Genomic DNA, 25,788 nt, shown 5'->3' with positions numbered 1-25,788 from the left:
TTAGAAAGCGTTATATACTTTGGTCATAAATTCATCGATTTGATTGGGTTCGAGCCATCGAGTAACTACTATCAGGTTTTGTTTTTGGTCGACTACGATAAAATTACCACCAAAACCTGCGGCATAATACAAATGTTCTGGTAGTCCTTCCCAATGCCTTGATCCTTTTTGGTTAAGCCACCACATAAATCCATAGTTTGGGTTCGCCTGTGAGGGTTTGATAGCTTCTTTGATCCATTGTTTTGATAGTAATTGTTTTCCGTTCCAGTTTCCATCGTTAAGAAAAAGTAATCCAAACCGGGCATGATCTAATGTATTAATGAATAATCCACCACCAGAATGACCACCACCACTTACAGACTGCATATTGATACCATCAATAGCAACCCATGAGTTATTGTATCCATACCACCTCCATGTGGTTGATGCACCAATGGGGTTCATTATTTTTTCTTTTAGTACCTGTGGCAGTGGTTTTCTCCAAACATTTAGTAAGGAATAGGCTAATACGTTAACTCGAACATCGTTGTACTCAAAAACAGTTCCGGGTTCATTAAGTTTTCTAAATTTCCAATCGTCAATATCACCTTCTTTTGGGGGGCGATCTGCCCAGTCATATCCACCCCATAATTGCCCAGACCAATCTGAAGATTGTGTAAGTAAGTGTCTCCAGGTAATTTTCTTGTTGTGCTTTCCATCAAACGTATGATCCCATATGGTAGTATAAGCGTGATCATCAACAGAATGTATCAACCTATCATCTACAGCTAACCCTGCCATAGTAGATAAATAACTTTTGGTAACGCTAAATGTCATGTCTACCCTGTCTATATCTCCCCATTTCGATATAATGTACCCGTTTTTAATGATAAGTCCGGCAGGACCGCCTCTTTTTTTGGTAGGCCCCAAGATTTTGTGATATGGTTCTCGCTCAAAACCTTTTACGATGGCTTCACGTAGATCTTTTGATCCCGAATATTCATGATCCTGAGCAAACTGCACTGCTTCTTGAAGCTTCTGTGCATCTATTTTAAATTCGGTAGGACTTTTTTCTTGCCAGTTTCCCCGCTCGGGAAAATAAGCCTGCTGTGCAGTAGCAATATGAAAAACGTTTCCGAAAAGAAATACAAGAAAATATATTTTTATAAGTATAGATTTCATGTGTTTACATCTTTTAATTACTTGTTTTAGTATTGGGCGCAAATACTTTACTCTTTATTACTTTTCTTATCAGAATAAAAAAACCAATTACAAAAAGAATTGATCCTAAAAAGGAAAAACCTTGGACGACATATATAAAGATTACATAAGAATCTACTCCTAACGTACTAATATATGTAGCACCTACAACATTCGAAATACCACATAATAAAGATATAATGCTACCTGTGGTTAATAATATTGCTTCTGTTTTTGACCCTATTTTGGTTATGTAATAGATACATAATATAACTATAACTAATTGCGGGATAGAGGTTAGAATACCCAAAAAAATGTGTTTAATAATTTCTGTAATGCCTTGCCCCATAGTTGTTTTTTTATTCTGAAACCTTATTTTTAATAATTTTCTGGATCATCATAAAGAAACCAATTATGAAAAGTATGGATCCAATGAATGAAATAGTATTTATTCCAGAGTTGATAATAAGGTATATGTCAAATCCCCATGAATCTACAAACCTATAGATGAATTGATGTAAAATTGCTACTATCAGGATCAGGATATTACCGATAAGTATAAGGATTCCTTCTTTTGTTGTTCCCTTTTTGCTCATATAATACATCGTAAGGATTATAAATACCAGAATGGGTAGAATGTAAAACAGCCCTCCAATAATCCTGTGTATAATTTCTGATAAGTTTGAATTTGATACCATAATTATTGATCTATGTTTTGTTGATTATTCATTTTCTTCGGTGGCTCTTTTAATCACAGCTTCGGGTAATGATTTTTTGGCTTTAGCTCCCATTTTTTTAAGTTTTTCGACACTTGTAATCAGATTTCCTCTACCTTCTACCAGTTTGTTCATTGCAGCAGAATAATCTTTTTTTGCATCATCTATCTTTTTGCCTACACCGGTAAGATCTTTTACTAACCCTTCAAACTTATCATATAAAGCTCCGGCCTGTCGTGCAATCTCAATAGCATTGCGTTGTTGTTTTTCATTATTCCACATGGTATCAATCGTACGTAGGGTGGCCAGAAGAGTAGAAGGAGTAACGATAACTATATTTTTTTCGAAAGCCTGATTGTATAATTTGCTATCCTGATTAATTGCTATCGCGAAAGCAGGTTCTATAGGAACAAACATTAAAATAAAATCGGGTGATTCGATATCATACAAATCTTGATAATTTTTTTCTGAAAGCTGATCTACATGACGCTTTAATGACGTGATGTGTTCTTTGAGATGAGTGGCTCTTAAGTCTTCATTTTCTTCATTGATATAACGCTCGTACGCAGTAAGTGCTACTTTGGAGTCAATAATCATCTTTTTACTGTCTGGTAGGTAAATCACTACATCGGGCATTACTCTTTGTCCGTCGTCTAGAGTAAAACTTTGTTGCACAAAATACTCTCTATCTTTCTCTAATCCAGATTTTTCTAATACACGTTCCAGCACTAATTCTCCCCAATTACCTTGCATTTTGCTATCGCCTTTAAGTGCTTTGGTGAGATTGGTTGCCTCCTTGCTCATTTGTTCATTAAGGTCTTTAAGACCTACTATTTGCTGGCGTAGTGCTGCATGATAATCGATACTTTCCTTATGAGTTTGTTCTACTTTTTTCTCAAAAGTATTGATCTTTTCTTGTAATGGATTCAGGATATTTTTAATATTCTCTTTATTCTGTTCGGTAAATTTATTAGACTTCTCTTCCAGGATTTTATTGGCAAGATTTTCAAATTCTTTGGTGAATTTTTCCTGAAGTTTTTCTACTTCTTCTTTTTGTGATGCATTTTTAAGTTGAAGATTTTCATATTCTGCATTACGACGAGTAAGTTCGGTATTTAGAAAATCTTTTTCTCTACGAATCTCTTCGCGTTCTTTAATCAATTCAGAAAGTTGTTTTTCGGTATTATTTTTAAGTTCATCGAACTGAGATTGAAGCAAATTTGCTCTTTCATTAGTAGCACTTTTTTCACTATTATGTTGTAATGAAACTACATATTTACCAATAAAAAAACCTACAATAATTGATATAATGATTACCCCAACGGCAATGATAATCGGTGTGTATTCTGACATGTAATCTTTTGTTTACTCAAAGATAAAGATAAGCAATGAAAATTTGGATGAAGTACTCGAAGTTTTCATATTTATAATGTTACTATTCTTTTAGTTTATCTCGATCTCGAACAGGTAATTTTTTGACTACCAGACTGTAAGAATCATCTATCCATTGTTTGATTAGCATATCGGGGATAGAGTGATCCATTAGTATTTTATTCCAGTGTTTTTTACTCATGTAGGATGGAGGTGCTATGGCGGTATAGGTTTCTCGAAGAGTATCAACATCATTGGGGTTACATTTCACACTTATAGCCTTAAAAGATGATATATCTGTAGCTGTAAACATTTTTCCTAATACCTTAAAAACTAAAGCGTCAGGAAGTTTTCCGAAAGGAAAAGATTCGGTTACTCCTTTTTTACTAATGCAGTGTTCTCTGTATTCTTCTATATTCATTTCTCTGTATTCTCTGATTTAGTGAAGTTACAAAATTGATACAAAAAAAGGTTATCCTGTTACAGATAACCTCAAGGCTTTTCAAATCCTTATGGATCTTTCTATTTATGATGAATTATGGTTTAATGGTTATTGTTGGTGCTTGTACTTTTACATCAAATGTAATTTTACCATTGCTTCCATTACCAGAAACTAATTCTTTGATTTTTATTAACCCTTTACGGCCATAATTATCTACAAATTCTAATACATCTCCAATAGCAAGGTCGGTAACTCTTTCTGTAGTAGGTATAGAGATATCATCTAAATCCGAAGCAGTGGTAGTTGTATCAAAATCTTTAGTTGATGTAGTTATGTAGAAATTATTTAATTCTTCTGCTGCAACACCCGAGATACCAGCTACACCTGCGTCAAGTGTTCCATCATTGTTTGTATCGAAAAGTTGTGGATAGTCTACTGTAGAAGCTAAAGAAGCTTTTTGCGTAGCACCATAATAGTATCCAAAATCCCAAAGAGCTGCAAATTCCTCCCCTTGATTAATTTTATAAATTTTTCCATCAAAAACCGATATAAAGGTATTAGACGAACCGTCTTTTAAAGGAGCAGCTAAAATTGTAGCTTCATACACCTTTATACCAGAGCTACTATTAGCTCCTGTACCAAATTTAACGGTTATACTACCTACTGCATTATCTTCAAAAACATTTCTTTTTGTTACATCTCTAAAATCACCTCTACCCGATGTAGCCCATATATTATAAACAATTGTACCATTATCCATACTACTTGGTGCAGGGAAATCAATGGTGAAATCAAAAGCATTTTTTTTATCTGATGCCAAATCTAAAGATCCATCTTTTTTACTATCTACTGTTACTCCCGTTGTAGATATTTGGTAAGGAACTTCTCCAGAACCTCCTGTATTTTGGGTAATATACAGGCGTCGCATAGATTTAGATTGAGATTCAAATTTAATTCTGATTTTTACATTTTCTCCATTGGCACCACCAGTCACACTAACAGCACGTTTGTCGCCTGTTCCAGATTCAGTTACAATTAACTCTGCATCTGAAGTTCCTCCGTCTGGAGTTAATATATCTTGATTATCATCTGAGCTACAACTAAATGTAAAAGCTACGATAATTAATAAAGTTACAATTGATTTGAGTTTTAACATGGTATTCATAGGTTTAATTTATAATTTGGGATAAAATTATAGCTTTCTATACTAACTGTACGAGGTTAGCAACTTCAAATTTTTACAGTTTTCCCTTGATAAGCAGATTTATTCGATAAAGTGTAATTAAAAGCAAAGAGAAGTAGGAGAAAAGTAGTGTTTTACAAGAATTTAGTTTCTTACTTTATATCTCCCGGATTTAGAATCAAAAAGAATCAGGTCTTCAGGAAAAAGAGAGGAAAATGCACGGCATTGTACTAATTCTTTGGGTCTTCCAAATTCGAAACCATCCTCATTCATTACAATCATTTTATCACATAATTGTATGGCAAAATCGATTTCATGAGTAGAAAAAAGAATAGTTTTTCTGGTCTCAAAGGCCAAACGTTTTAGTAGTTTAAGGATATAGGCTTTGTGATATACATCTAAGTGAGTTGTAGGTTCATCAAGCATAATAAAAGGAGTATCCTGTGCAATAGCACGGGCGATAAGTACTTTTTGTAACTGCCCATCACTAAGTTCAAAACATCTCTTGGCTACCAAGTTACCAATATGTGTTACTTCGATTGCTTTGCGAATTTGTTCTATATCTTCTTCTGCCATTTTTCCTACCCAGTTGGTATAAGGTTGTCTACCTAAGGCTACCAATTCTTGTACTGTAAGGTTTTTTGAAGCAATTTGCTCTGTTAAAACAATACTCAACTGCGAAGCTAGTTCGACAGATTTATAAGATTGAAGTTCTATGTCAGACAACATGATTTTACCATGAAGAGCTGGTTGTACACGGGATAAAGTACGTAATAAAGTAGATTTTCCGATTCCGTTGGCACCTACTAATCCTACCAGTTCTCCTTCGTGCAATTTTAGATTGATATCAGCAGCAATAACATTAAGCTCCTTTTTGGTACGATAACCAATAGAGAGGTCTTCTGTCTTAAGAACGATATTTAGGGTTTCGCGATTAATAGATTTAAGGTTTTAAGTTTTGAGATTTTCTATATCAAATATAGAGAATAGAATTTTAAACGGTTTTTTGATACTTTTTCTTTCTGATAAACGAAAATAAGAACCCAAAAATCATAAGAATAAGTAAAGGAATCAGGATATTGATAACTTGCCATAGGGTTTTGTTTTCAACAACTTTTTCGACATTTAGAAATGAAATATTGATCTCTTTACTTCTAATTTCAATAAGGCCAGAATCATCTAACAGGTAATTTACTGCGTTTAGCAGAAATTCTTTATTTCCATATTTTAAATTCATGGTCGGATCAAAACCTAATTCTATTGGCTGCCCTTTTCGCGTTTGGTTTTTAATAATATCCCCATCGGCAATAACGATCATTTTTGTAGGAGCACTCTTATCTTTATGATCTTCAATTTTATAAGGTTTTATTCTGTCTTTATAGGTAGATTTAAAATTTCCTTCGAGAAGTACAGCCAAACTTTGGGGCCCTTCATTATAACTAGCAATGTCTGGTTTTTTTCTAATGATATTTTCTAATCGTATTTCTTTGGGTACTCCCTCTATTTTTGATTTGTCAGAACTAGTGAGTAGTATCGTCTTTTTGATACCATTTTTTAAGGTGTCAATCTGGTTTGAAAATTCAAATTTTACGGATTCTGTATTTTTAACAATAGGGTGATTGCTGGTACTTTTGGTTAGTGACCCATAAAACCATGGATACGGGGTGAATTGAGTTTCACTACCTTGTCCAGAAGCTAATACCAATGGTGCAGAGTACAAGTCATTTACCAAAACGGGATTAACTCTTACTCCATAAGAGAATAAAGCATCTCCTAATCTTAGATCCTGCATGATCGCAACAGAAGAACCTTCAGGATTCATTAAACTATCGATTTCCATAGTAACAGATTCTAATAGCCATAATGATTTTCCTCCATTCATTACAAATTGATCCAGTACATACTTTTCTTTTTCAGAAAAAGCTTTTGTGGGCTTAGCATTGATAATCATATCAAACTTTTGCAATTCTTGTAATGTCTTTATCGTATTACTCGTTACCGAATCCAAAGTAAATGCTCCGACAAAGTAATAATTTTGTAGCGTTTTAATAAAATCGGCAATTTTGATATCGGGTAATTGTCCATTTCCTTTGAGCACTGCAATTTTGTGTTTTTTAGGATGTAGTAACTTGGTTAACCCATCTGCAAAAGCATATTCTAATTGTTGAATAGAACTGTTTACTCGCTCTTCTGAAGTGGCTCCAATGGTATTTTTGATTAAAGGAATTTTTACACTTCTGTTTTGAAAACTTAGAATAGCCCAGGGAACTACAGTTTCAATTTCGGTTTTCCCGTTTTCCTGTACGCTTACCTCCATTGGGGTTAGACCAAATTTTTGTAGTTCTGTAATTGTTTGTGCTCGTATTCCTTCTTCCTCTAAAGGGTTGGTGAAAATGTGCTGAATATTAGGGTTTATAGCATTAAACTCTTCTAATATTTGTTTGGTTTCAGATTGTAAACGTCTAAACTCTGAAGGAAAATCTCCTTCTAGCAATACGTCAATAACAACAGGAGCCGTTGCTTCTTTTACTAAGTTTTTGGTAGCTTCAGAAAGTGTAAAACGACTATCCTGGGTAAGATCAAAACGATTATATAATGAGTTTCCGATTAAAAATAGAACAACGACAGAGATTAATGTAATACCAATAGGTTTGATTTTCTGCTTTATTGCCCCTTTTTCAAGAACGATAATGGTAAGAATCACAAATAGTAGAATACTACTTAAAAAATAAAAGATATCTCTGGTATCCAAAATACCCTGACTCATACGTTCGTAATGCAATTGCATTCCTAGTTGTTCAACGATAGTATTCATTGCTCCTAGCAAGTTGTAATCTACGAGTCCGCTAAAACCAAAATAAAAAATGAAACATAGAAACAGCGAGATCAAAAAAGCAACAATTTGATTGTTGGTAATCGAAGACGAAAATATACCCATTGCGGTATATGCTGCGGCAAGTAATAGTAGTGCAATGTACGATCCTATAGTACTACCTATATCGAGATTGCCAATAGGGTTTCCTAATTGATAAATAGTAACGATGTAAAGAAGGCTAGGGATTAAAGCAATTAGGATTAAGGATAAGGTACCTAGATATTTTCCAAGTACCAATTGCCAGTTTTTGATTGGTTTTGTAATCAATACCTCCAAAGTTCCTTGTTTCTTTTCTTCAGCAAAACTTCTCATGGTTACAGCAGGAATGAGAAATAACAATATCCATGGTGCAATCTGGAAAAAAGGTGAGAGATCAGCAAACCCGCTATCCAGAATATTAAATTGCCCTTTAAAGACCCACAAAAAGAGTCCGTTAAGGATTAAAAATATAGCAATCACCAAATACCCTACAGCAGAGGAGAAAAAGGTATTGATTTCTTTTCGTATTAATGCAAACATAGTTTTTTAGGATTGAAGTTTTTTTAAGTTTATGAAGTCATGTATTATAAACTTTATACCTCGATTACACTCCATGCTTCTGGTCTTTGACTAAACTTATTTTTAGTATTTGCCCAAACTCCTTTGAATAACGCAGAGTTTCTGTAGTTATTGAGATGCTCTTCAGATTCCCAATGACTATAGGTGAAAAATTGATTAGTTTGATGTGCATCTCTTAATAATTTTAGATGACTACATCCTTCAAAATTTCTGATCTTCTCTTTATTCTGTTCAAAGTTTTCTAAAAAAGCATCAATTTGATCGGGTAAGAATCCCATTTTTACGATTCGTATTATCATTTTTTAATTTTCAAAAGTATAACCACAAGGTTTTACAGTTTATTTTCGCTTCTTTTCAGATATTAATTATTCAAAACTAATGCTTACCGTATCTCTATAGTACAATCCAAAGAGATTGGAGGCTCCCCCTACAGTTTTAGGGTTACTCTTATAGATGGCTAGTTCTAAGTATCCCGAAGAATTAAAGACAGCTAATTTTTTACCATCTTCTTCGCGTTTACTTTTTTCGATATCAAAATTGATAGCATCACTATACCGGTTATATACGTTTTGGAATACTGCTGTACGCGCTGTAATTTTAAATTTGCGCCCTTTTCCAATTTCCTCAAAAAGCTTACGTGTAATGTTAGTAACCAAATTACCATAATTATCGATATAGATAATGCTGCCTACGATTTGCTTATCCCCAAGATTTACAATAGGGGTAATCCCTTTTATTGTTTTGATTTCTGAGATTGTTTTTCCAATTACTTCTAGTGTACCACCTCGGGCAATATGACAAGCCACGGCCACAAAAACATCCAAGACAGGAAAATTAGATACTATAGCATCGTGAATATTTATTTCGACAATCTTCTCTGGATTAAATTCTGATGTGATTAAACACACCAGTCCATTATTAGCACATATAAAGTAATGACCGTCTAGTTCTACAGCAATATGTTTATTTTCTGGATTAAGTTCACTATCGATTCCTATGATATGTATACTTCCTTTTGGAAAACTTTTATACGCATTTTGTATGATGTATGCAGCTTCTGTTATATGAAAAGGTGAGATTTCATGAGATATATCAACAACTTTGGCATCTGGCAATTCTGTATAAATAGCTCCTTTAACCGCAGATACAAAATGATCTTTGATTCCAAAATCTGTAGTTAAGGTGATTATTGGCATGTATAAGAATTGTTAATATCTTTTAGTTGTAAGCACTTAAAAATATGTAAATTTGTTTTGAAGTTATTCAAAGCTTTTCTTTGGACAACAAAATGATGATAAAACCATCGTATTTACTGTTTTTTGATCACTAACTCATATAGTGATGATATAAACATTTTGCTTCGTTTTAAATTTCTATTTTGTTTTCCCGACAAAAACTTGAACAACTTTAGCAAACTTAGTCAATCCTAAAAAAAAATCATACTAAAATTCGTATAGCTTTTGAACGAACTTATTATAGAACTTACAGAAATCAATCCGAGAGAGTTTTTCGGACTTCAGAATAGCAATATTCAATTATTAAAAAAGTACTTCCCTAAGTTAAAAATTGTAGCAAGAGGCAGTAAGATAAAAGTATATGGAGACGATGACATGCTCAAAGAGTTTGATATGCGTCTTAATATGCTTCTAGAACATTTTAGCAAATACAATAAGCTGGATGAGAATGCAATAGAGCGTGTGCTTACCAGTGTGAGTAAGGCAGATTATGAAACATCGCCTAACAGTGGAGAAACATTAGTGCATGGAGTAGGTGGGAAATTAATTAAGGCCCAGACTGCTAATCAACGTAAGCTGGTAGAGACTTGTAAAAAGAACGATATGGTTTTTGCTATTGGTCCAGCAGGTACCGGAAAAACGTATACCAGTGTTGCACTAGCTATTAAGGCACTAAAAGAAAAAGAGGTGAGGCGTATTATTCTTACACGCCCTGCAGTAGAAGCTGGAGAAAACCTTGGATTTTTACCGGGAGATCTTAAAGAGAAACTAGATCCGTATATGCAACCTTTATACGACGCTTTACGTGATATGGTTCCTAATGAAAAGCTCGATAGTTATATAGAAAAAGGAGTTATACAAATCGCACCTATGGCATTTATGCGAGGTAGAACATTGGATAATGCTTTTGTAATCCTTGATGAGGCACAAAATACAACACATGCACAGATGAAAATGTTTCTGACGCGTATGGGGAAAAATGCTAAATTTATTATTACAGGTGATCCTGGACAGATAGATTTACCAAGAAGAGTTACTTCTGGACTTAAAGAAGCTCTACTAGTGCTTAAAAACACACAGGGGATAGGTATGATTTACCTGGATGACAAAGATGTGATTCGCCATAAATTGGTGAAAAAGGTAATTGCTGCTTATAAAGAGATAGAACATAGAAATGGATAAATAGTTTTAGGGTTTTAGTTTCTAATTGAAATTAAAGCCAGAAACCCGAAACCTAAGTAATGAATACAATTGTAGATACAAACTATAATTTTCCTAATCAAAAATCAGTATACAAAGGGAAAGTAAGAGAAGTATATAGTATAAATGATGAACTTTTGGTGATGATTGCAACTGATCGTTTATCAGCATTTGATGTAGTAATGCCAAGAGGAATTCCTTTTAAGGGGCAGATTCTTAATCAAATTGCAACCAAGATGATGAAAGAAACCGAAGATTTGGTGCCAAATTGGTTAATAGCCACTCCAGATCCAAATGTGGCTGTTGGGCATTTATGCCAACCTTTTAAAGTAGAAATGGTGATTAGAGGGTATCTTTCTGGTCATGCAGCTCGAGAATATAAAGCCGATAAAAGAATATTGTGTGGTGTATCTATGCCCGATGGTATGAAAGAGAATGATAAGTTTCCTCAACCAATCATAACACCTTCTACCAAAGCAGATAATGGAGAGCATGATGAGGATATTTCTAGAGAAGAAATATTATCAAAAGGAATTGTTTCTGAAACAGATTATCTCATCTTAGAGGATTATACTCGTAAACTTTTTCAAAGAGGAACAGAGATTGCAGCAAAAAGAGGGTTGATCCTTGTAGACACCAAATATGAGTTTGGTAAAACAAAAGATGGTAAAATTGTATTGATTGATGAAATACATACTCCGGATTCTTCTCGCTATTTTTATGAAGAAGGATATGAAGAACGACAAGAGAATGGAGAATCACAGAAACAATTATCTAAAGAGTTCGTAAGACAGTGGCTAATTGGTAAAGGTTTTCAAGGTAAAGAAGGCCAACAGATTCCTGAAATGACAGATGAATATATTAATTCTGTCTCTGAACGATATATCGAATTATATGAAAATATAACAGGTGTATCTTTTATAAAAGAAGATGTCTCTGATATACAAGGAAGGATAGAAGAGAATGTACTAGAATATTTGAGCAAATAGAAAAACAATATTATCGTATTATAAAAAGCTGTCGTTAATTAACGACAGCTTTTTTTTGATATAAAATACAAGAATTAGTCGATTATGAGGATGCATTCGAGTTCTGCACAATGACGCCCATAATCGGTACACAAGCCAGTTCTGGGATCAATGCATTGTTTTCTTCCTCCATTAATAGATAATTGTTGTTTTCTGTTTAATTTCTCGACACCATTAAGGTTCATAATGTTATTTAACATGACATAGATTTTAAAAGTTATTATACTTTTAAAGATATATGAAATGTCCTGTTTTCTACTACGTCATTACCACAATTAACAGTGTATTATGATATGAAGAAGAATCATCAATTATGCCACCTTATACTCTAACAATTGTATATTATCTTGTAGGCGCTCTTTTACGATACTCATCATTCGTTTGTTTAATGCAGAAGAATTTTCCATATAGACCTGGTATTCTTCTACAGTAAATTGGCCTATAATCATTCCTTTTAAACTATTTCTGAATTTCATGTCCTTTTGGATAGCATTCTCAATAAAATCGAAACGTTTTTCTAAGGATAATTCGTAGAAAGTATTCTTTCTTTTTTTAATGTAGTTTTTAAATACTTCGATTAATAAGCCTCCTTGTAGTTTTATAATAGGCCTAATCGTTTTGTTCTGAAATTGTTCATCATTAGACATGTTTTCAGAAACTCTTGCATTTAATAACTGTGGTCGTATTGCCAATAAATTTGATTCCCTGTTTTCCATAATAAAGAAGGTTTACTAAAAATAAGTATTTGTTGTGCTCAAAAATCAAGATGGTGATTAGAGTTTTAAACGACTTATAAACAATAATAGAGTTACATATATTATATGGGATGTTTTGTTATACTAATCTAATCTTTTTATTTTTCTGCTACATTACCTAAACAATAAGTTATATATAATAAAAGCCCTCTATTATAGAGGGCTTTTATGCAGCAAGATGCTTTTTAGCTTATTTTTTTATGAATTCTTCTTTACTTAAAATTTTGACAGGAGTGTTCCCCGTTTTTTCAAGGTGTTTATTAAGTTTAGCTACCTGCTTACCATTGATTTTATCGTATGCAGTTTTGGCTTCATTTAATCTTGTTTCTAATACTTCCTGATTTTCTAATTGAGCAAATGAAGGCTTCTCAAATTGCTCTGCCACTTCACCATATAAATCAGATAATTTCTCTCTCAATTGTGGTTCGGCTTCATCAACATAATTATCACCAGTGGTTACTACCAGAGTTTCTTTTAAGGTATTTAGTTCCTTAATAACGGCAGAAGTAATTTTTTGCGAAGCTGGATCTTTTTTTAATACTGCTTCGGCCTTCTTTATATTTTGATCAATTTTATGAACCAAATATGCCAGATCTTCCATGTCATTAAATAACTCTTGTGTCGTTTTATTATGAGTAATTCTGTCTTTTTCTGAAATTAATGAGGTGGGATCGTTTAATAATGTTATCGCACTTTCATATTGTTTCTTTCCTTTTTTGAGTACTATTTTATAAGTCCCTGCAGAAACTCTTGGAGCAGTGAATCCACCAAAGGTAAATGTTTTTCCAGCAGCTACTTTAGGTCCTTTTTTTCTGAAGTTCCAGGTTACTATATTAATCCCTTTAGCTTTTCCGGGAACAAGGCTTACTATCTCATTACCATTTTGATCCTGGATAGATAGTGTCATTTTTCCAAAAGTATGTCTCTTTTTAAGGTAGTAGATAACTTTTGCAGAAGAGCTTGGATTATCACCTGTAAATTGAAGTTCTGTGCTTCCGCCACCAAAACCACCTTCTTCTTTGATTATTGAAGGTTTGGTATCGAAAAAGTGAACATCTTTGACAAGAACTTGCTGGTTTATTTGCCTTAGAGGAGAGATATCATCAATAATAATAACACCTCTACCGTGGGTCCCTAATACCAGATCATTAGTTTTTTTCTGTAGATCAATAAAATGCACCGCAGCGGCAGGCATATTATTGGTAAAACGAGACCAGTTTTTACCCCCATTTATGGATATAAACAATCCAAACTCGGTACCTAAGTATAGTAAATCTTCATTTACATAATCTTCCTGAATGTTTCTTGCAAATCCTATAATCTCATCTGTCGCCAGAGATTTCCATGTTTTTCCAAAATCTGATGTTTTATATACATAGGTATTCATATCTCCCGATGCATGACCATCAAACACAGCATATGCTGTCCCTTTATTATGTGAACTAGCTTCTATGTGATATACCCAGGTATTTTTTGGTACTCCTAGAATATTAGCTACTGTATTGGTCCAGGTCGCTCCACCATCCTGTGTAACCTGTACATTACCATCATCGGTTCCTACCCAAATTACCTTTTGATCTATTGGGGATTCTGCAATTGTAAAAATTGTAGTGTGAGTTTCGGCTCCCGATTTATCTGTAGAGATACCTCCTGATTCTTTATCTTGCTTTGCAGGATCATTGGTGGTTAGGTCTGGTGATATTTTTTTCCAGTTATCGCCCATGTCTTCACTTACATGAAGGAATTGGCTACCCATATAAAATCGATCTGGTTGATGATTACTCACAGCCATTGGAGCGTTCCAGTTAAAACGTAAATCAGCTTCTCCCTTTATAGGTAAAGGAGCAACATTTTTGGTGTAATTCTTATCTACATCATATCTCCAAACATTTTGTGCTCCTTGCATTTCAGAATATATAATATTCTTGGCTGGGTGTCTTAATACTCTAAACCCATCTCCATATCCAACACGGTTCCAGTCGCGAGCTTCTATACCTCCAGGAGAAGAAGATGGTCCCCACCAGGAACCATTATCTTGCAGACCACCATAAATATTATATGGCTCTTCATTATCTACACTAATATGATAGAATTGAGAAATAGGTAAATTATCAACCATATCCATTGTTGATCCACCATCCCAGCTTCTGTATACTCCACCATCGGTTCCTACATACATTCTGTCTGAATTGTTGATGTCAAAAACAACGTCATGTATATCTGCATGCATATTCCCCAAGTTTTTGAACGTCTTTCCTCCATCTCTAGAGATAGAACCGAACAATCCTCCTTTAACCAGAATATCCGGGTTTTTTGGATCGACAACTATTCTAGCGAAATAGAAAGGTCTCACGACTAAGCCAAAATCTCCATTTAATAATTTCCAATTGGCTCCTGCATCATCAGAACGATATAGTCCTTTATCTTCTTTGCTTTCTACAACAGCATATACTATTTTAGAGTTTGAAGGGGCTATTGCCAATGCAAATCTACCCAGATTACCTTTAGGAAAACCATTATGGATTTTATTCCATGTTTTTCCTGCATCTGTGGATTTGTACAGTGCGCTACTAGGTCCTCCAGAATTAAATCCCCATGCAGTCCTTCTAAATTCCCACATTGCTGCATAAAGAGTATTAGGATCTTTGGGATCCATTATAAGATCATTGACTCCTGTTTTCTCATTAATATAAAGTATTTTTTCCCAGGTTTTTCCTCCATCTATTGTTTTGTATACTCCTCTGTCTTCACTATCTCCCCATAATGCTCCTAAAACTCCTACATAGACTTCATTAGAGTTATTTGGGTTAATCTCTATACTACCAATTCGTTCTGAATTTTCAAACCCCATTTTTTTCCAGTTCGCACCACCATCTGTGGATTTGTATAAACCATCACCGATAGAAACACTGTTTCTGGTCCATATTTCACCTGTTCCTACCCAAATGGTATTATCTGGATCGTTGGGATCAATCTTTACTACTCCTATTGATTGTGCATGATCATCAAATACAGAAGAGAAGCTTGCTCCTCCATTCGAGGATTTCCAAACCCCTCCACCGGCAGTACCGGCATATAGTATTTTATCATTAGTAGGGTGATTTTCTAAGTCTATAATTCGACCACTCATGAGTGCTGGTCCGATTTGTCGTGCTTCAAGGTTTCCGAATAATTCTTTGCCTTTTAGAACAACTTCTTGTGCTTGCAAGTGTATGGAAAAGAGTATAGCCAAGCTTGCAATTATAAATTGTTTGTTCATAATTACTGGTTGTTAATTTAGAATAAAAAATCCCCAAGTTTTTAATTTGGGGATTATGATTTGTGTTTATTTTCCTTCTGGGAAAGCGAATAATGTAGTTTCTACTTCTGGATTGAGATTAAACTCCTTAAAATCCATACTTTGGAATTGACTACTTTGTGAGAATGGGAAATATAATCCTTCTACTTCCTGATAATCGCTAATAGACATTTTTATTTTCTGACCCTTCATTGGACCTTCCTGAATTTCTTCTTCAATTATAATAGGTACAAAATTTTCGGTATCAAAATAGTAATGAGAAATATTAGGTTGTGATTGACCATTAACCGTGATAGGATCTTTGGTTACCTTTATTTTAAAGGTATCGGTTCCATCTACAGTTTCATTACCAATAAGTTCTATGGCATATCCTTTTTCTTTATAATTTAAAAATGGAGAAGGCCAATCTTTCATTTGCTTCTTCATGTTTTCTGTAGCTTCATTGTCGCTTTTTTCAGCTTCCATAGTTTGCTGATTTCTAGACCACGAGACTTTTCCGTCATATGCTGCCCAGATCATCTTGTTTCCTTGTAATTCAATAGTGGTAGACTGGCGCCCATCTTTCATCATAACTTGTTCAAAAGGAATTTCCATCCCTTGCATTTTCATTACTCCTTTCATAGTAATGCCTTCTAGTTTTTCCCAATTTTCTTTTCCTCCTGTATTTTCGAAGTAATTATTAACTATTTCATCTGCAGTTTGTGCATAAAATGATGTTGAGATAGCTAGTACAAGAGCTACTGTAATAGATTTTAAAGCATTCATTAGTTGTGATTTTTATGATGTTGTTGTAATAATTAGTCAATCGAGTTATATTTTTGTTACACTTTTTTTAATTTTTTTGTAGTAATAAGGGCGAAGTAATTACCCACAGTCTTAATTTTTTAATTAATTTTCATCAAATAAACATAAAAAACCAGGTGCATGAAATTTGGCAAAGTAGAACATCCTGATATGGTAGATTTTAGTTTACCAAAAGATCATAAGGATACGGTAAGAATTTTAAATACTACAGCTAAAGAAAGTTTATCGACTTATGTTGGCTGTGCCAAATGGAATAGACAAGATTTAAAAGGGTTTTATCCCAGAGGAACCAAAGATGAATTAGAGTATTATTCGAGGCAGTTTAATAGTATCGAATTGAATGCTACATTTTATAGGATTTTTCCTGAAGATCAATTCAAAAAATGGTACGATAAAACTCCAGAAGGGTTCAAGTTTTTTCCAAAACTAGTACAGAATATTTCTCATCTAAAAAGATTAAATGAAGATGTACAGCCTTATGTTGATGAATACTTATACAATGTAATTCACTTAAAAGAAAAGTTAGGAACTATATTTTTACAGATGCATGGTAATTTTGCTCCTAAAAATTTTGATAGAGTTATTCGATTTATAGAAAAGTGGCCTAAAGAAATACGTCTGGCGGTAGAATTTAGGCATACAGATTGGTTTAATGATTTAGTGGTAGCCGATGAGTTATATAGTCTTCTTGAAAGTAACAATATATCGAATATCATTACAGACACAGCAGGTAGAAGAGATTTACTGCATATGCGTTTAACCAATGATGAAGCTTTTGTAAGATATGTTGGAGCAAATCATGAAACGGATTATACAAGGCTAGATGATTGGATAAAGAGACTTTCTACCTGGAAAGATCAAGGAATTAACCAGATACACTTTTTTGTGCATCAAAATCTGGAAGTAGAATCACCTTTACTTTCTAAGTATTTCATTAAAGAATTGAATACGCATATAGGAACCCAATTAGGCTTGCCTAACCATTTATCAGACGACCTCAAATTGTTTTAGTATAGAGATGTAGAGCTATTTGATAGGCTTTACATATGATTTGATGGTATTACCTTCTTTTATAAATGTTAAAAGTTTAATTTTTATTGCTTTTTAGCGAATATATGTGTAGTTTGCCGATGAATTTAAAAATAATGTTGTAGGAAATTACTTAATATTATTGCTTTAAATTCGAGTACGATTACCTCATGGTCCCTAAAATATCAATTGTATGAATAAACTTTTACGCTATCCTCTTATACTGGTTTTTTTGTTAATTGCTAATCTAGCTAATTCTCAATCTAGTGCTAACATCAATCATTCTAATCACGAACAGGAAAATATATTTTCTTTTCTTTCTGATCATCCTATCTTGATCCAAAATCAAACGTTTCTTAAAAAGAAGGTTTTTTCTTACGATTTTAATGTCGTTGAAACCGAACATCACCATTTAGAGCATGATCATGCCAATGAAGTAGTTTTGTTGGATATCTTATTCTCTGATGAAGGATCTGATTTTAACTGCTCTGGCGGTTTTTGTATGAATAAATCTCATTTTCATAAAAAGGGATTAAGTATGAAAAAGCAACTCTTTGACTATTTCATGAGTATTGCTTGTTAATAGGATTTAATAATTATGCTGGTTATTTTCTGATTAAGTTGAATTATGAATAGATATTCAATTACTTTTGCAACTTAAATCAGATATGTATGACGTTTTTAGAGTTAGGAGTACCCAAAGATCTTAATAAAGGCCTTAAAGAAATGGGAATTACAGTTCCTACAAAGATTCAAGAACAGGCAATTCCTGTTTTAATGAGTCAGCGAACCGATTTTATTGGGAAAGCTCAAACTGGAACAGGAAAAACTGCAGCTTTTGGAATTCCGTTATTATCCCAGATTAATCCTTCTAAAAAACATGTACAGGCCTTGGTTTTAGCTCCTACTCGCGAATTGGGCCAACAGATAGCAAAACAACTTTTTAAGTTCACAAAGTATACGGATAAGATTTTTACCGAATCGGTATATGGTGGTGAAAAAATTGAAAGACAACTTTCGAGATTAAAAAGACCTACACATATCATTGTAGCAACACCCGGAAGACTTATAGATTTAATTAATAGGAAAGCGGTTGATATATCTGAGATCAAAACATTGGTCATGGACGAAGCGGATGAAATGTTAAGTATGGGATTTAAGAAAGATCTTACCACAATTTTATCCAAAACCAAAGGAAATAGAAATGTTTGGCTTTTTTCTGCAACGATGCCATCTTCTCTAAACGAAATTATAAATTCTTATGTTAGTAAAAGCGCAGTACAAATAAGTATTGATAAAGATGAAGCGGTTAATAAAGGTATAGATCATCAATTTGTAGTAGGTGATGAGGTTAACAAATTAGATACGCTTACGTATTTTCTGAAAACACAAAAAGAGGGTAGGGGAATTATTTTTACAAGAACTAAAGCTGCTGCCCGTACACTTCATAAACAACTGAAAGCTAAAAATTATGAAGTGGGTCTTCTAGAAGGAGAAATGACACAAAAAGATAGGGATAAAGTAATGAGAGCTTTTAGAAAAAAAACTTTACAATTACTGGTGTCCACAGATGTTGCCGCTAGAGGTATTGATGTTGCTAATTTGGCTTTTGTTGCACATTTTCAATTACCAGATCAAATAGAATATTATACGCATAGAAGTGGTAGAACCGCTAGAGCAGGAAAAACAGGTCTATCTTTGGCTTTAATAACCAAATCAGAAGTACAGGTTATAAGAGAACTCGAAAAACAACTAGGAATACGATTTAACCAGATTAGATAATCAAAATATAGTTTTTGATTCTTATAGCTATTTCTGTAATTATGTAGGTTGTGATGTACCTATTTTTGATATAACCGATAAAAGTTGATCAAAATTTACGGGTTTAGAGAAATAATTATCAAACCCGATATTAATAAAACGTTGCTCGTCTCCTGGCATAGCATAAGCAGTTACCGCAAAAACAGGGATGTTTTTAAGAATATCCAGCTTACGGAATCTTTGAAGTAATTCACAGCCATCCATTTGATTAAGTCCCAGGTTAATATCAACCAGGATAAGATCAAGCATTTCTTCCTTCACAACTTTAAGTGCTTGTGAACCATTTTCTGCAATGATAACATTAGAATCGTTTCTGGATAACATTTTATCCATTACCATTGCGTTTATCTTATTATCTTCTACGTAGAGAACATTCATAGGCATTTTGGAATTATAATATTAAACTCGGTACCTTTACCTATTTCACTTTTTACTTCTATTTTCCCATCCAGGATTTCAATATATCGCTTAGATAAGCTTAGGCCAATACCAGTTCCTTCATATTTACGACTCATACCAATACTTTCTTGCATGAAAGGATCAAAAATTTTCTTAAGATTCTCGTTGTCTATTCCAATACCAGTATCAGTTATTGAAATATAAACATTATTTTTTGAATTTTTAGAATTAACTTTAATAATTATACTTCCTTTGTTAGTGTATTTAATGGCGTTATGGATAATATTGTTTATTGCAGCTCTAAATAAATCTTTATCTATCCTAACTTGTGGACTGGTCTTATCAAGTTCTAATTGATAGGTTAATTCCTTTGCTTCGGCCATATGTTTATATTCTCTATGCGAAGTTTCTATAGTATAGTTAATGTCTAATTTTTGTACGTTTATGTTCTTTTTTATAGCTTCTATTTCGCTAAAATTAGATAAGTTGTTGATTGTATCCAGAAGTCTGTTTTTACTTTCTTCCAAATATTCCAGGAGTTTTTCTCTTTCGTCAGGTTTTTCCTCGTCTAGTAATAGCTTAGTCACAGTCATTATGCCATTTAGTGGAGTTCTTATTTCATGACTAAAATTGGATAATATATTTGATTTAAGGCTATTTAGCTCTTGTTCCTTAATATGTGATTCTTTAATTGCGATTTCTGCTAATTTTCGTTCTGTGATGTCCAAAAAACTAACAAGAACAGAGTTTACTGTTTTTCCTTGATCAAAAACAGGAGTGTATTTGGCTTCAAGCCATTGTAAATCACCTTTGTGAGTAATACGTTCTATTTCTTTTTTTACAATATTTCCTTTTAGAGCTTCATTAAATTCATGAGCAAAGGAATTTTTGAAATTAAGAGGCATAACATCTATAAAACGGCAAGACACTTCGTTTGGATTTACATTAAAGTCTCTATTTATAATTTTCACAGATTTCTCATCAGTCATTAGAATTGTTCCTTTGGTATCTAACAAAATTGTATATGCAAATCCGTTATTAACGATTGCCTGTAATCGATTTTTACTTTCTACAATAGTTTTTTCATTGATTTTTTTTTGATGAACATCGATCAAATTACCAATCATTCGGGTTGTTTCTCCTTTTGAATTTTTTCTTTTGAAACCGTACACTTCATAATGTCGATACCCTTCATTAATATGCTTAAGTCGATAGTAATTATAATAGTAATTATCATCTTGATTAAAGTTATCATATCGCCTAGTAAGCATTTTTTCTACATCATCTGGGTGTATCATTTTTCTAAACTCTTCTTCTGCTACAAAATCCTGATCCAGAGGTAATCCCAACATTTTTTTAAAATCCGAGCTATAAAAAACTTCATTCCTTTTAACATGATAATCAAACAATCCAGATTGTATTCCTTTTAAAGCCAGATGCTTGGTTTCTTCGCTATACTTTAGCTTTTCAATATAATTGTACCGATCTGTAACATCTGTAATAGTTCCGTTTACATATACAACCTCATCTTTATAAATAACAGGTTGTCCTACAACTTTAACCCACTTTTCATTTCCTTTTTCAGTACTAATTTTTTCTGTATACTCATAAGTTTCTTTGTCTTTGATAAGGTTATCAAGAAAACTTTTTATTCTTACTCTGGCATCTTTTGGGTAAAAGCTAATTTCTTTTTCCCTTGTTATAGGAGTACAGGAACTTAGTTCGTTTATTAAGTAACAACCATCAGACCAGTACATTTCATTGTTCTTGGGATTAAAATACCAGGCACCTGTTTTGGCAAGCTTTGAAATAGTTAATAGCGCTCTATGTTCTTTGTATTCTTCTGTAGTATCTATTCCTGTTGCATAAATCAAATTATTATGTAGTTTGAAATCAAATTTTATTGAGACAACTCCTTGTTTTTCGGTAGGGAAGTTTAAAGATATATTGATGAGTGGGTTGTCATCAGATAAACCAGATACCGAATTTAAAAACACAGATACATCATTATCAATTATAAAATCGGTAATGAGCTTTCCTTCGATTTTATTTTTATCCAGAGGAAATAATAGTTCACATCGATTATTGAAAGAAATTATTTCTCCATTTTTTTTTAGAATAAAAAGAAATAGTAATGTTTTTTCTGATGAGATTCCAAATTTTTCTAAAGTTAAAGACATACGTACTGGTTAATTCTATTTAAAGTTACAAAATGATTTGTAATTCTCTGTTTTGAATTGACTTCAAAAAAATAATTTTCCATTTATCATAGTTTAGAGAGCTCAAACTTTGCTCATAGTGTTTTCTCAATGAAATACAAGAATGGTTACAGATATTTCTGATAATGTGAATATTAATGTTTCTATAACTCATATGGATAATATCGATATTCTGAAGTATATAAAACAAAAGTATTGGAACCTTGATCTTAAAAAATCAAATCAGAATATTAAACTTTGTAATAAAATAAAGAAAAGCCCTCTAAATCTAACTTTAGAGGGCTTACCATAAAATAGTAAATACTACCTAACCGTAAAACAACCGACTTATTTTTAGACGGATTTAGGTGCTATTACTATACCTTCCCAGCTGTATATAATGAAGCCCTAATACATCTGGAAAGGGGAACGTAAAAGGGGGTTAGTAAAAATATGATGTACTATACCTAAGTATTCTCTGATTGTTTTATGATTTGTTTTTAGGATCATTATATATAGAATTAAACTATAAATTGAGTATTATAATTAATGAGATTGTTGATATAATAAACCATGTTGATATTCCTAGAACTGCAGGTTTCCACCCAACCGCTTTTATTTTAGAAATAGATAAATTCGTTCCTATCAGGAAAAGAACAACTACGAATATTGATTTTGAAATCGTATATACCGAATTTGTAATTGTACTAGAGATAGACCAATAGCTATTTAGGATAATTACCAAAGCAAAAATTGCTATAAACCATGGTATTCTTTTTGAATTGAATTCGCCTTTAAATAACAAAGAAGAAAAAATAGCTACGGGAATAATCCATAACGTCTTAACCAACTTAATGACTGTAGCTATTTTTAAAGCTTCTTCTCCGTAAATTTGTGCAGCACCAACTACAGAACTGGTATCATGGATAGCAATCGCACTCCATAGACCAAATTGATATTCAGATAAATTAAATATGTGTCCTAGAGTAGGGAAAACTAATAATGCTATAGCATTAAGAATAAAAACTATACTTAAGGCAATAGAAATATCTTCTTTTGGAGCGTTAATTGTAGATGCAATTGCAGCAATTGCACTTCCGCCACAGATAGCTGTTCCTGATGAAATTAGATGAGCTGTTTTTTGTTCGACTTTAAAGGTTTTTCCTAATAAAATCCCAATGCATAAAGCAAAAGCTACAAAAATCATAGTATATATGAAACCATTTTGTCCAATACCCCATGTTTCCTGAATATCGAGATTAAAACCAATTCCGATAATGGCAAGTTTCAGTAAAAAACTGATGACCTTGTTGTTAAATGCAAGAAATCGATTTCCGAATAAATTGGCATATAAAAAACCTAATAATAATGCTGCAGAGCTATTTATAATCGAACATAAACATGCTATAATAATTAGAGAAAATATAATTATCCCGGTAAATTGAGTAGCTTTTTCTTTCATCAAAATATTCATCTACGTCTTGTTAATATTGTATTGCAGATGCAAATTTGAATATTTTTACAGAATAAGTTTTATAACAATTTGTAATCCTTTATTCCATTTGGTTATAGTGGGCAGCAAAGAAATGTTTTGTTTTTTCTACTGTATTGGAGTATTCTCCATGTAAATTCACCATATGAAAAACACGCTTGATAGTAAAAGAAGTAATGTCAATAATTTTTAATTTATTATTCATTAGTTCATCTGTAATGCAATGAATAGATAGAAAAGAGTATGAACCTGAGTGCATTAAATAGGTTTTGATACTTTCTGTGCTTCCCAGAGTCATCTCTATAGATAATTGTTTAATATCTACTCCAGAATTTCCTAAAGTGTCTTTTATCACGTTTCTGGTACCAGAACCTTTCTCTCTTAGTATTAATGGTAATTTTTTGAGCTCTTCTAAAGTGATTTCTTGTTTTTTTAATGAAATGTTATCGGCACTGGTTACCAAAACAATTTCATCTAAAACAAATGTTTCATAGTGTAATAATGGATTAGAAGTATTTCCTTCGGTAAAACCAATATCTACTTGTTTATTAATAATTGATGCTTCTATATGTTCAGAATTATTATTGAGAAGAGTAATGTTGGTAGTGCTGTATTTTGCTTTAAATTTTGATAATATTTTAGGTAAAATGTACTGAGAAATCGTAGTACTTGCTCCAATAGTGATCTTATCGGGAAATTTACTGTTCAAAGCCAAAAAATCATCTTCTAATTGATTATATAGGCTCAGTATTTTATTGGTGTATTGTAATAATAATTTTCCTTCAGAAGTTAAACTTATTTTGTTGCCATGTCTGTTAAATAACGCTTTACCAAAATGTTTTTCTAATTCGTTGATATGTTTTGTTATCGCAGGCTGGGTAATAAAAAGTATTTTGGCAGCTTTGGTAAAGCTTAGAAAATCTGCAACTTTTTTGAAAACTTTTAATCTGTAGATCATTAGACTATACTTAAGCGGTTTTTCTTTCAGTAAAAAGATGTATTGAAAAAGTAAATTTTGATTTCAATAGATTAAAACCTCTTTATTGATAGTATTAATTATAACGTTTTACCTTATGTATTCCCTACCAGGTATGCCAATTTGCCTTTAAAGTAGTGAAAAATAACTTCATAATTTTAATATGATACATTCCTGACAATGGATGAGAATTGTTTCTTAAAAAAGAAGTGCTTAAAGAACATTTAAAATTACTACAATTTTGTTTCTTAGAATGCAGTTTTAAGTTAAAGTTCAAATGTATAGATCTCTTATGTAAATAGGCTATTGTAATTTGTTATGGGGTATTATGTTATGTTATAACCCATTAGTAGTTGATTAAAATATTGAAATTTTGATATAATAGATATCAACTTTTAGTGTATTGTTAGCAAAAAATGGTTTATCAATATCATTTATCTCAGGGATAGAAATATTTACGTAAACTTATGTACTTATTAGTATAAAATAAGGAGGTAGGTTTAATTAATAAATATAGCATAATAAAAATGATGATTAACAGAGCGGTCGTAATATTTATTGGATTATTTATAGTGTGCATATCTTGTTCATCAACTCATGTTACTCAAGAATCAGAAATCGAAAGTTTTGACCAGCAAGGTGATGAACGTGATATATCGAATGAAAAATATAGCCTCTTGTTTGTAGGTAATAGTTTGACTTATTATAATGATTTACCCAAATTGGTAAGAGAAGAAGCGAAAAATAAAGGGATAATTGTTACCACTACAATGTTGGCTAAGCCTAATTATGCTATCATAGATCATTGGGCAGATAGAGAGGTTCAACGCCTGATTAAAACAAAGAAATATGATTTTGTGATTATACAGCAAGGCCCTTCTTCCCAGGCTGATGGAAGAGAAATGCTTCTTAACTCAGGGAAAGAGTATAGTGATTTCTGTAATGCAAATGGAGCCAAACTGGCCTATTTCATGGTATGGCCATCAAGGATATATTATCATACTTTTGAAGGTGTTATTAAAAACTATACCGATGCTGCTATCAAGAATAATGCAATACTGTGCCCGGTAGGGAAAATTTGGAAACAACATTTTGATAAAACTAACGACTTTTCATATTACAGTCCTGATCAATTTCATCCTTCCTTATCTGGTAGTCAAGTTGCTGCTAGAGTAATAGTTGCTTCTTTATTCGCTAACTAGTTGCTTAGATATACTATATGGAATTTG

The 25,788-nt window shown here is 32.7% G+C and carries 24 protein-coding genes; 6 read left to right on the top strand and 18 right to left on the bottom strand.

Going from position 1 to position 25,788, the window contains the following annotated elements; genetic code table 11:
- The 10 genes from DG435_RS05270 to DG435_RS05225 form a co-directional block, all read right to left on the bottom strand.
- Entirely contained in the window at window positions 1-1,161 is a 1,161-nt protein-coding gene (locus DG435_RS05270; protein ID WP_106792982.1) for a serine hydrolase, read from the bottom strand.
- A 13-nt stretch (window positions 1,162-1,174) separates the two neighbouring features.
- A complete protein-coding gene (locus DG435_RS05265; RefSeq protein ID WP_106792981.1) occupies window positions 1,175-1,528 on the bottom strand; it encodes a hypothetical protein in 354 nt (117 codons plus the stop codon).
- 10 nt (window positions 1,529-1,538) lie between these two features.
- Complete coding sequence (locus tag DG435_RS05260) at window positions 1,539-1,877, bottom strand: hypothetical protein (protein ID WP_159025608.1); 339 nt, start codon at window positions 1,875-1,877, stop codon at window positions 1,539-1,541.
- 24 nt (window positions 1,878-1,901) lie between these two features.
- The gene (gene rmuC, locus DG435_RS05255; protein ID WP_106792979.1) at window positions 1,902-3,248 is read right to left on the bottom strand and encodes a DNA recombination protein RmuC; all 1,347 of its coding nucleotides are present in this window, start codon (window positions 3,246-3,248) and stop codon (window positions 1,902-1,904) included.
- A gap of 82 nt (window positions 3,249-3,330) precedes the next feature.
- On the bottom strand, window positions 3,331-3,687 hold the full coding sequence (locus DG435_RS05250; protein ID WP_106792978.1) for an MmcQ/YjbR family DNA-binding protein: 357 nt from the start codon (window positions 3,685-3,687) through the stop codon (window positions 3,331-3,333).
- Between the two features lie 115 nt (window positions 3,688-3,802).
- Complete coding sequence (locus tag DG435_RS05245; RefSeq protein ID WP_159025607.1) at window positions 3,803-4,873, bottom strand: hypothetical protein; 1,071 nt, start codon at window positions 4,871-4,873, stop codon at window positions 3,803-3,805.
- A 162-nt stretch (window positions 4,874-5,035) separates the two neighbouring features.
- A complete protein-coding gene (locus tag DG435_RS05240) occupies window positions 5,036-5,749 on the bottom strand; it encodes an ABC transporter ATP-binding protein (RefSeq protein WP_369871785.1) in 714 nt (237 codons plus the stop codon).
- 136 nt (window positions 5,750-5,885) lie between these two features.
- Window positions 5,886-8,285 carry a gliding motility-associated ABC transporter substrate-binding protein GldG gene (gene gldG / locus DG435_RS05235; RefSeq protein ID WP_106792975.1) on the bottom strand — a complete coding sequence of 800 codons (2,400 nt, stop codon included), beginning with the start codon at window positions 8,283-8,285 and terminating at the stop codon, window positions 5,886-5,888.
- A 53-nt stretch (window positions 8,286-8,338) separates the two neighbouring features.
- Window positions 8,339-8,623 carry a putative quinol monooxygenase gene (locus DG435_RS05230; RefSeq protein ID WP_106792974.1) on the bottom strand — a complete coding sequence of 95 codons (285 nt, stop codon included), beginning with the start codon at window positions 8,621-8,623 and terminating at the stop codon, window positions 8,339-8,341.
- Between the two features lie 66 nt (window positions 8,624-8,689).
- Complete coding sequence (locus DG435_RS05225) at window positions 8,690-9,520, bottom strand: S-adenosyl-l-methionine hydroxide adenosyltransferase family protein (protein WP_106792973.1); 831 nt, start codon at window positions 9,518-9,520, stop codon at window positions 8,690-8,692.
- A 264-nt stretch (window positions 9,521-9,784) separates the two neighbouring features.
- Here DG435_RS05225 and DG435_RS05220 point away from each other — a divergent pair, with 264 nt between their 5' ends.
- The gene (locus tag DG435_RS05220) at window positions 9,785-10,741 is read left to right on the top strand and encodes a PhoH family protein (protein WP_106792972.1); all 957 of its coding nucleotides are present in this window, start codon (window positions 9,785-9,787) and stop codon (window positions 10,739-10,741) included.
- Between the two features lie 59 nt (window positions 10,742-10,800).
- On the top strand, window positions 10,801-11,748 hold the full coding sequence (locus DG435_RS05215; RefSeq protein ID WP_106792971.1) for a phosphoribosylaminoimidazolesuccinocarboxamide synthase: 948 nt from the start codon (window positions 10,801-10,803) through the stop codon (window positions 11,746-11,748).
- A gap of 74 nt (window positions 11,749-11,822) precedes the next feature.
- Here DG435_RS05215 and DG435_RS25445 read toward each other — a convergent pair whose 3' ends face one another.
- The 4 genes from DG435_RS25445 to DG435_RS05200 form a co-directional block, all read right to left on the bottom strand.
- The gene (locus DG435_RS25445; RefSeq protein ID WP_159025606.1) at window positions 11,823-11,987 is read right to left on the bottom strand and encodes a hypothetical protein; all 165 of its coding nucleotides are present in this window, start codon (window positions 11,985-11,987) and stop codon (window positions 11,823-11,825) included.
- 111 nt (window positions 11,988-12,098) lie between these two features.
- Complete coding sequence (locus DG435_RS05210; RefSeq protein ID WP_106792970.1) at window positions 12,099-12,503, bottom strand: glyoxalase; 405 nt, start codon at window positions 12,501-12,503, stop codon at window positions 12,099-12,101.
- A 229-nt stretch (window positions 12,504-12,732) separates the two neighbouring features.
- Window positions 12,733-15,801 carry an exo-alpha-sialidase gene (locus DG435_RS05205; RefSeq protein ID WP_106792969.1) on the bottom strand — a complete coding sequence of 1,023 codons (3,069 nt, stop codon included), beginning with the start codon at window positions 15,799-15,801 and terminating at the stop codon, window positions 12,733-12,735.
- A 66-nt stretch (window positions 15,802-15,867) separates the two neighbouring features.
- Window positions 15,868-16,605 carry an outer membrane lipoprotein-sorting protein gene (locus DG435_RS05200; protein ID WP_106792968.1) on the bottom strand — a complete coding sequence of 246 codons (738 nt, stop codon included), beginning with the start codon at window positions 16,603-16,605 and terminating at the stop codon, window positions 15,868-15,870.
- Window positions 16,606-16,764: 159 nt separating this feature from the next.
- Here DG435_RS05200 and DG435_RS05195 point away from each other — a divergent pair, with 159 nt between their 5' ends.
- The 3 genes from DG435_RS05195 to DG435_RS05185 all read left to right on the top strand — a co-directional run bounded on the left by DG435_RS05195 (window position 16,765) and on the right by DG435_RS05185 (window position 19,455).
- Window positions 16,765-17,655, top strand: a complete 891-nt coding sequence (locus DG435_RS05195) for a DUF72 domain-containing protein (protein ID WP_106792967.1) — start codon at window positions 16,765-16,767, stop codon at window positions 17,653-17,655.
- Window positions 17,656-17,866: 211 nt separating this feature from the next.
- The gene (locus tag DG435_RS05190; protein WP_106792966.1) at window positions 17,867-18,256 is read left to right on the top strand and encodes a hypothetical protein; all 390 of its coding nucleotides are present in this window, start codon (window positions 17,867-17,869) and stop codon (window positions 18,254-18,256) included.
- Between the two features lie 89 nt (window positions 18,257-18,345).
- Complete coding sequence (locus tag DG435_RS05185; protein ID WP_106792965.1) at window positions 18,346-19,455, top strand: DEAD/DEAH box helicase; 1,110 nt, start codon at window positions 18,346-18,348, stop codon at window positions 19,453-19,455.
- Between the two features lie 39 nt (window positions 19,456-19,494).
- Here the strand turns inward: DG435_RS05185 and DG435_RS05180 are convergent, their stop codons facing one another.
- From DG435_RS05180 to DG435_RS05160, 4 genes are all read right to left on the bottom strand, one after another.
- On the bottom strand, window positions 19,495-19,872 hold the full coding sequence (locus tag DG435_RS05180) for a response regulator (protein ID WP_199852702.1): 378 nt from the start codon (window positions 19,870-19,872) through the stop codon (window positions 19,495-19,497).
- Window positions 19,869-22,073: an ATP-binding protein gene (locus DG435_RS05175; protein WP_106792963.1), complete on the bottom strand. Its 2,205-nt coding sequence runs from the start codon at window positions 22,071-22,073 to the stop codon at window positions 19,869-19,871. The genes DG435_RS05180 and DG435_RS05175 overlap by 4 nt, the downstream gene beginning before the upstream one ends.
- Before the next feature lie 544 nt (window positions 22,074-22,617).
- The gene (locus DG435_RS05165; protein WP_234387111.1) at window positions 22,618-23,565 is read right to left on the bottom strand and encodes a YeiH family protein; all 948 of its coding nucleotides are present in this window, start codon (window positions 23,563-23,565) and stop codon (window positions 22,618-22,620) included.
- A 79-nt stretch (window positions 23,566-23,644) separates the two neighbouring features.
- Window positions 23,645-24,541: a LysR family transcriptional regulator gene (locus tag DG435_RS05160; RefSeq protein WP_106792961.1), complete on the bottom strand. Its 897-nt coding sequence runs from the start codon at window positions 24,539-24,541 to the stop codon at window positions 23,645-23,647.
- Between the two features lie 545 nt (window positions 24,542-25,086).
- Here DG435_RS05160 and DG435_RS05155 point away from each other — a divergent pair.
- Window positions 25,087-25,761 carry an SGNH/GDSL hydrolase family protein gene (locus DG435_RS05155; protein ID WP_106792960.1) on the top strand — a complete coding sequence of 225 codons (675 nt, stop codon included), beginning with the start codon at window positions 25,087-25,089 and terminating at the stop codon, window positions 25,759-25,761.
- Window positions 25,762-25,788 lie beyond the last annotated feature (27 nt).

The sequence above is a fragment of the Aquimarina sp. Aq78 genome (assembly GCF_900299525.1).
Taxonomy (GTDB): domain Bacteria; phylum Bacteroidota; class Bacteroidia; order Flavobacteriales; family Flavobacteriaceae; genus Aquimarina.
This window is presented reverse-complemented; position numbering and strand designations above follow the sequence as displayed.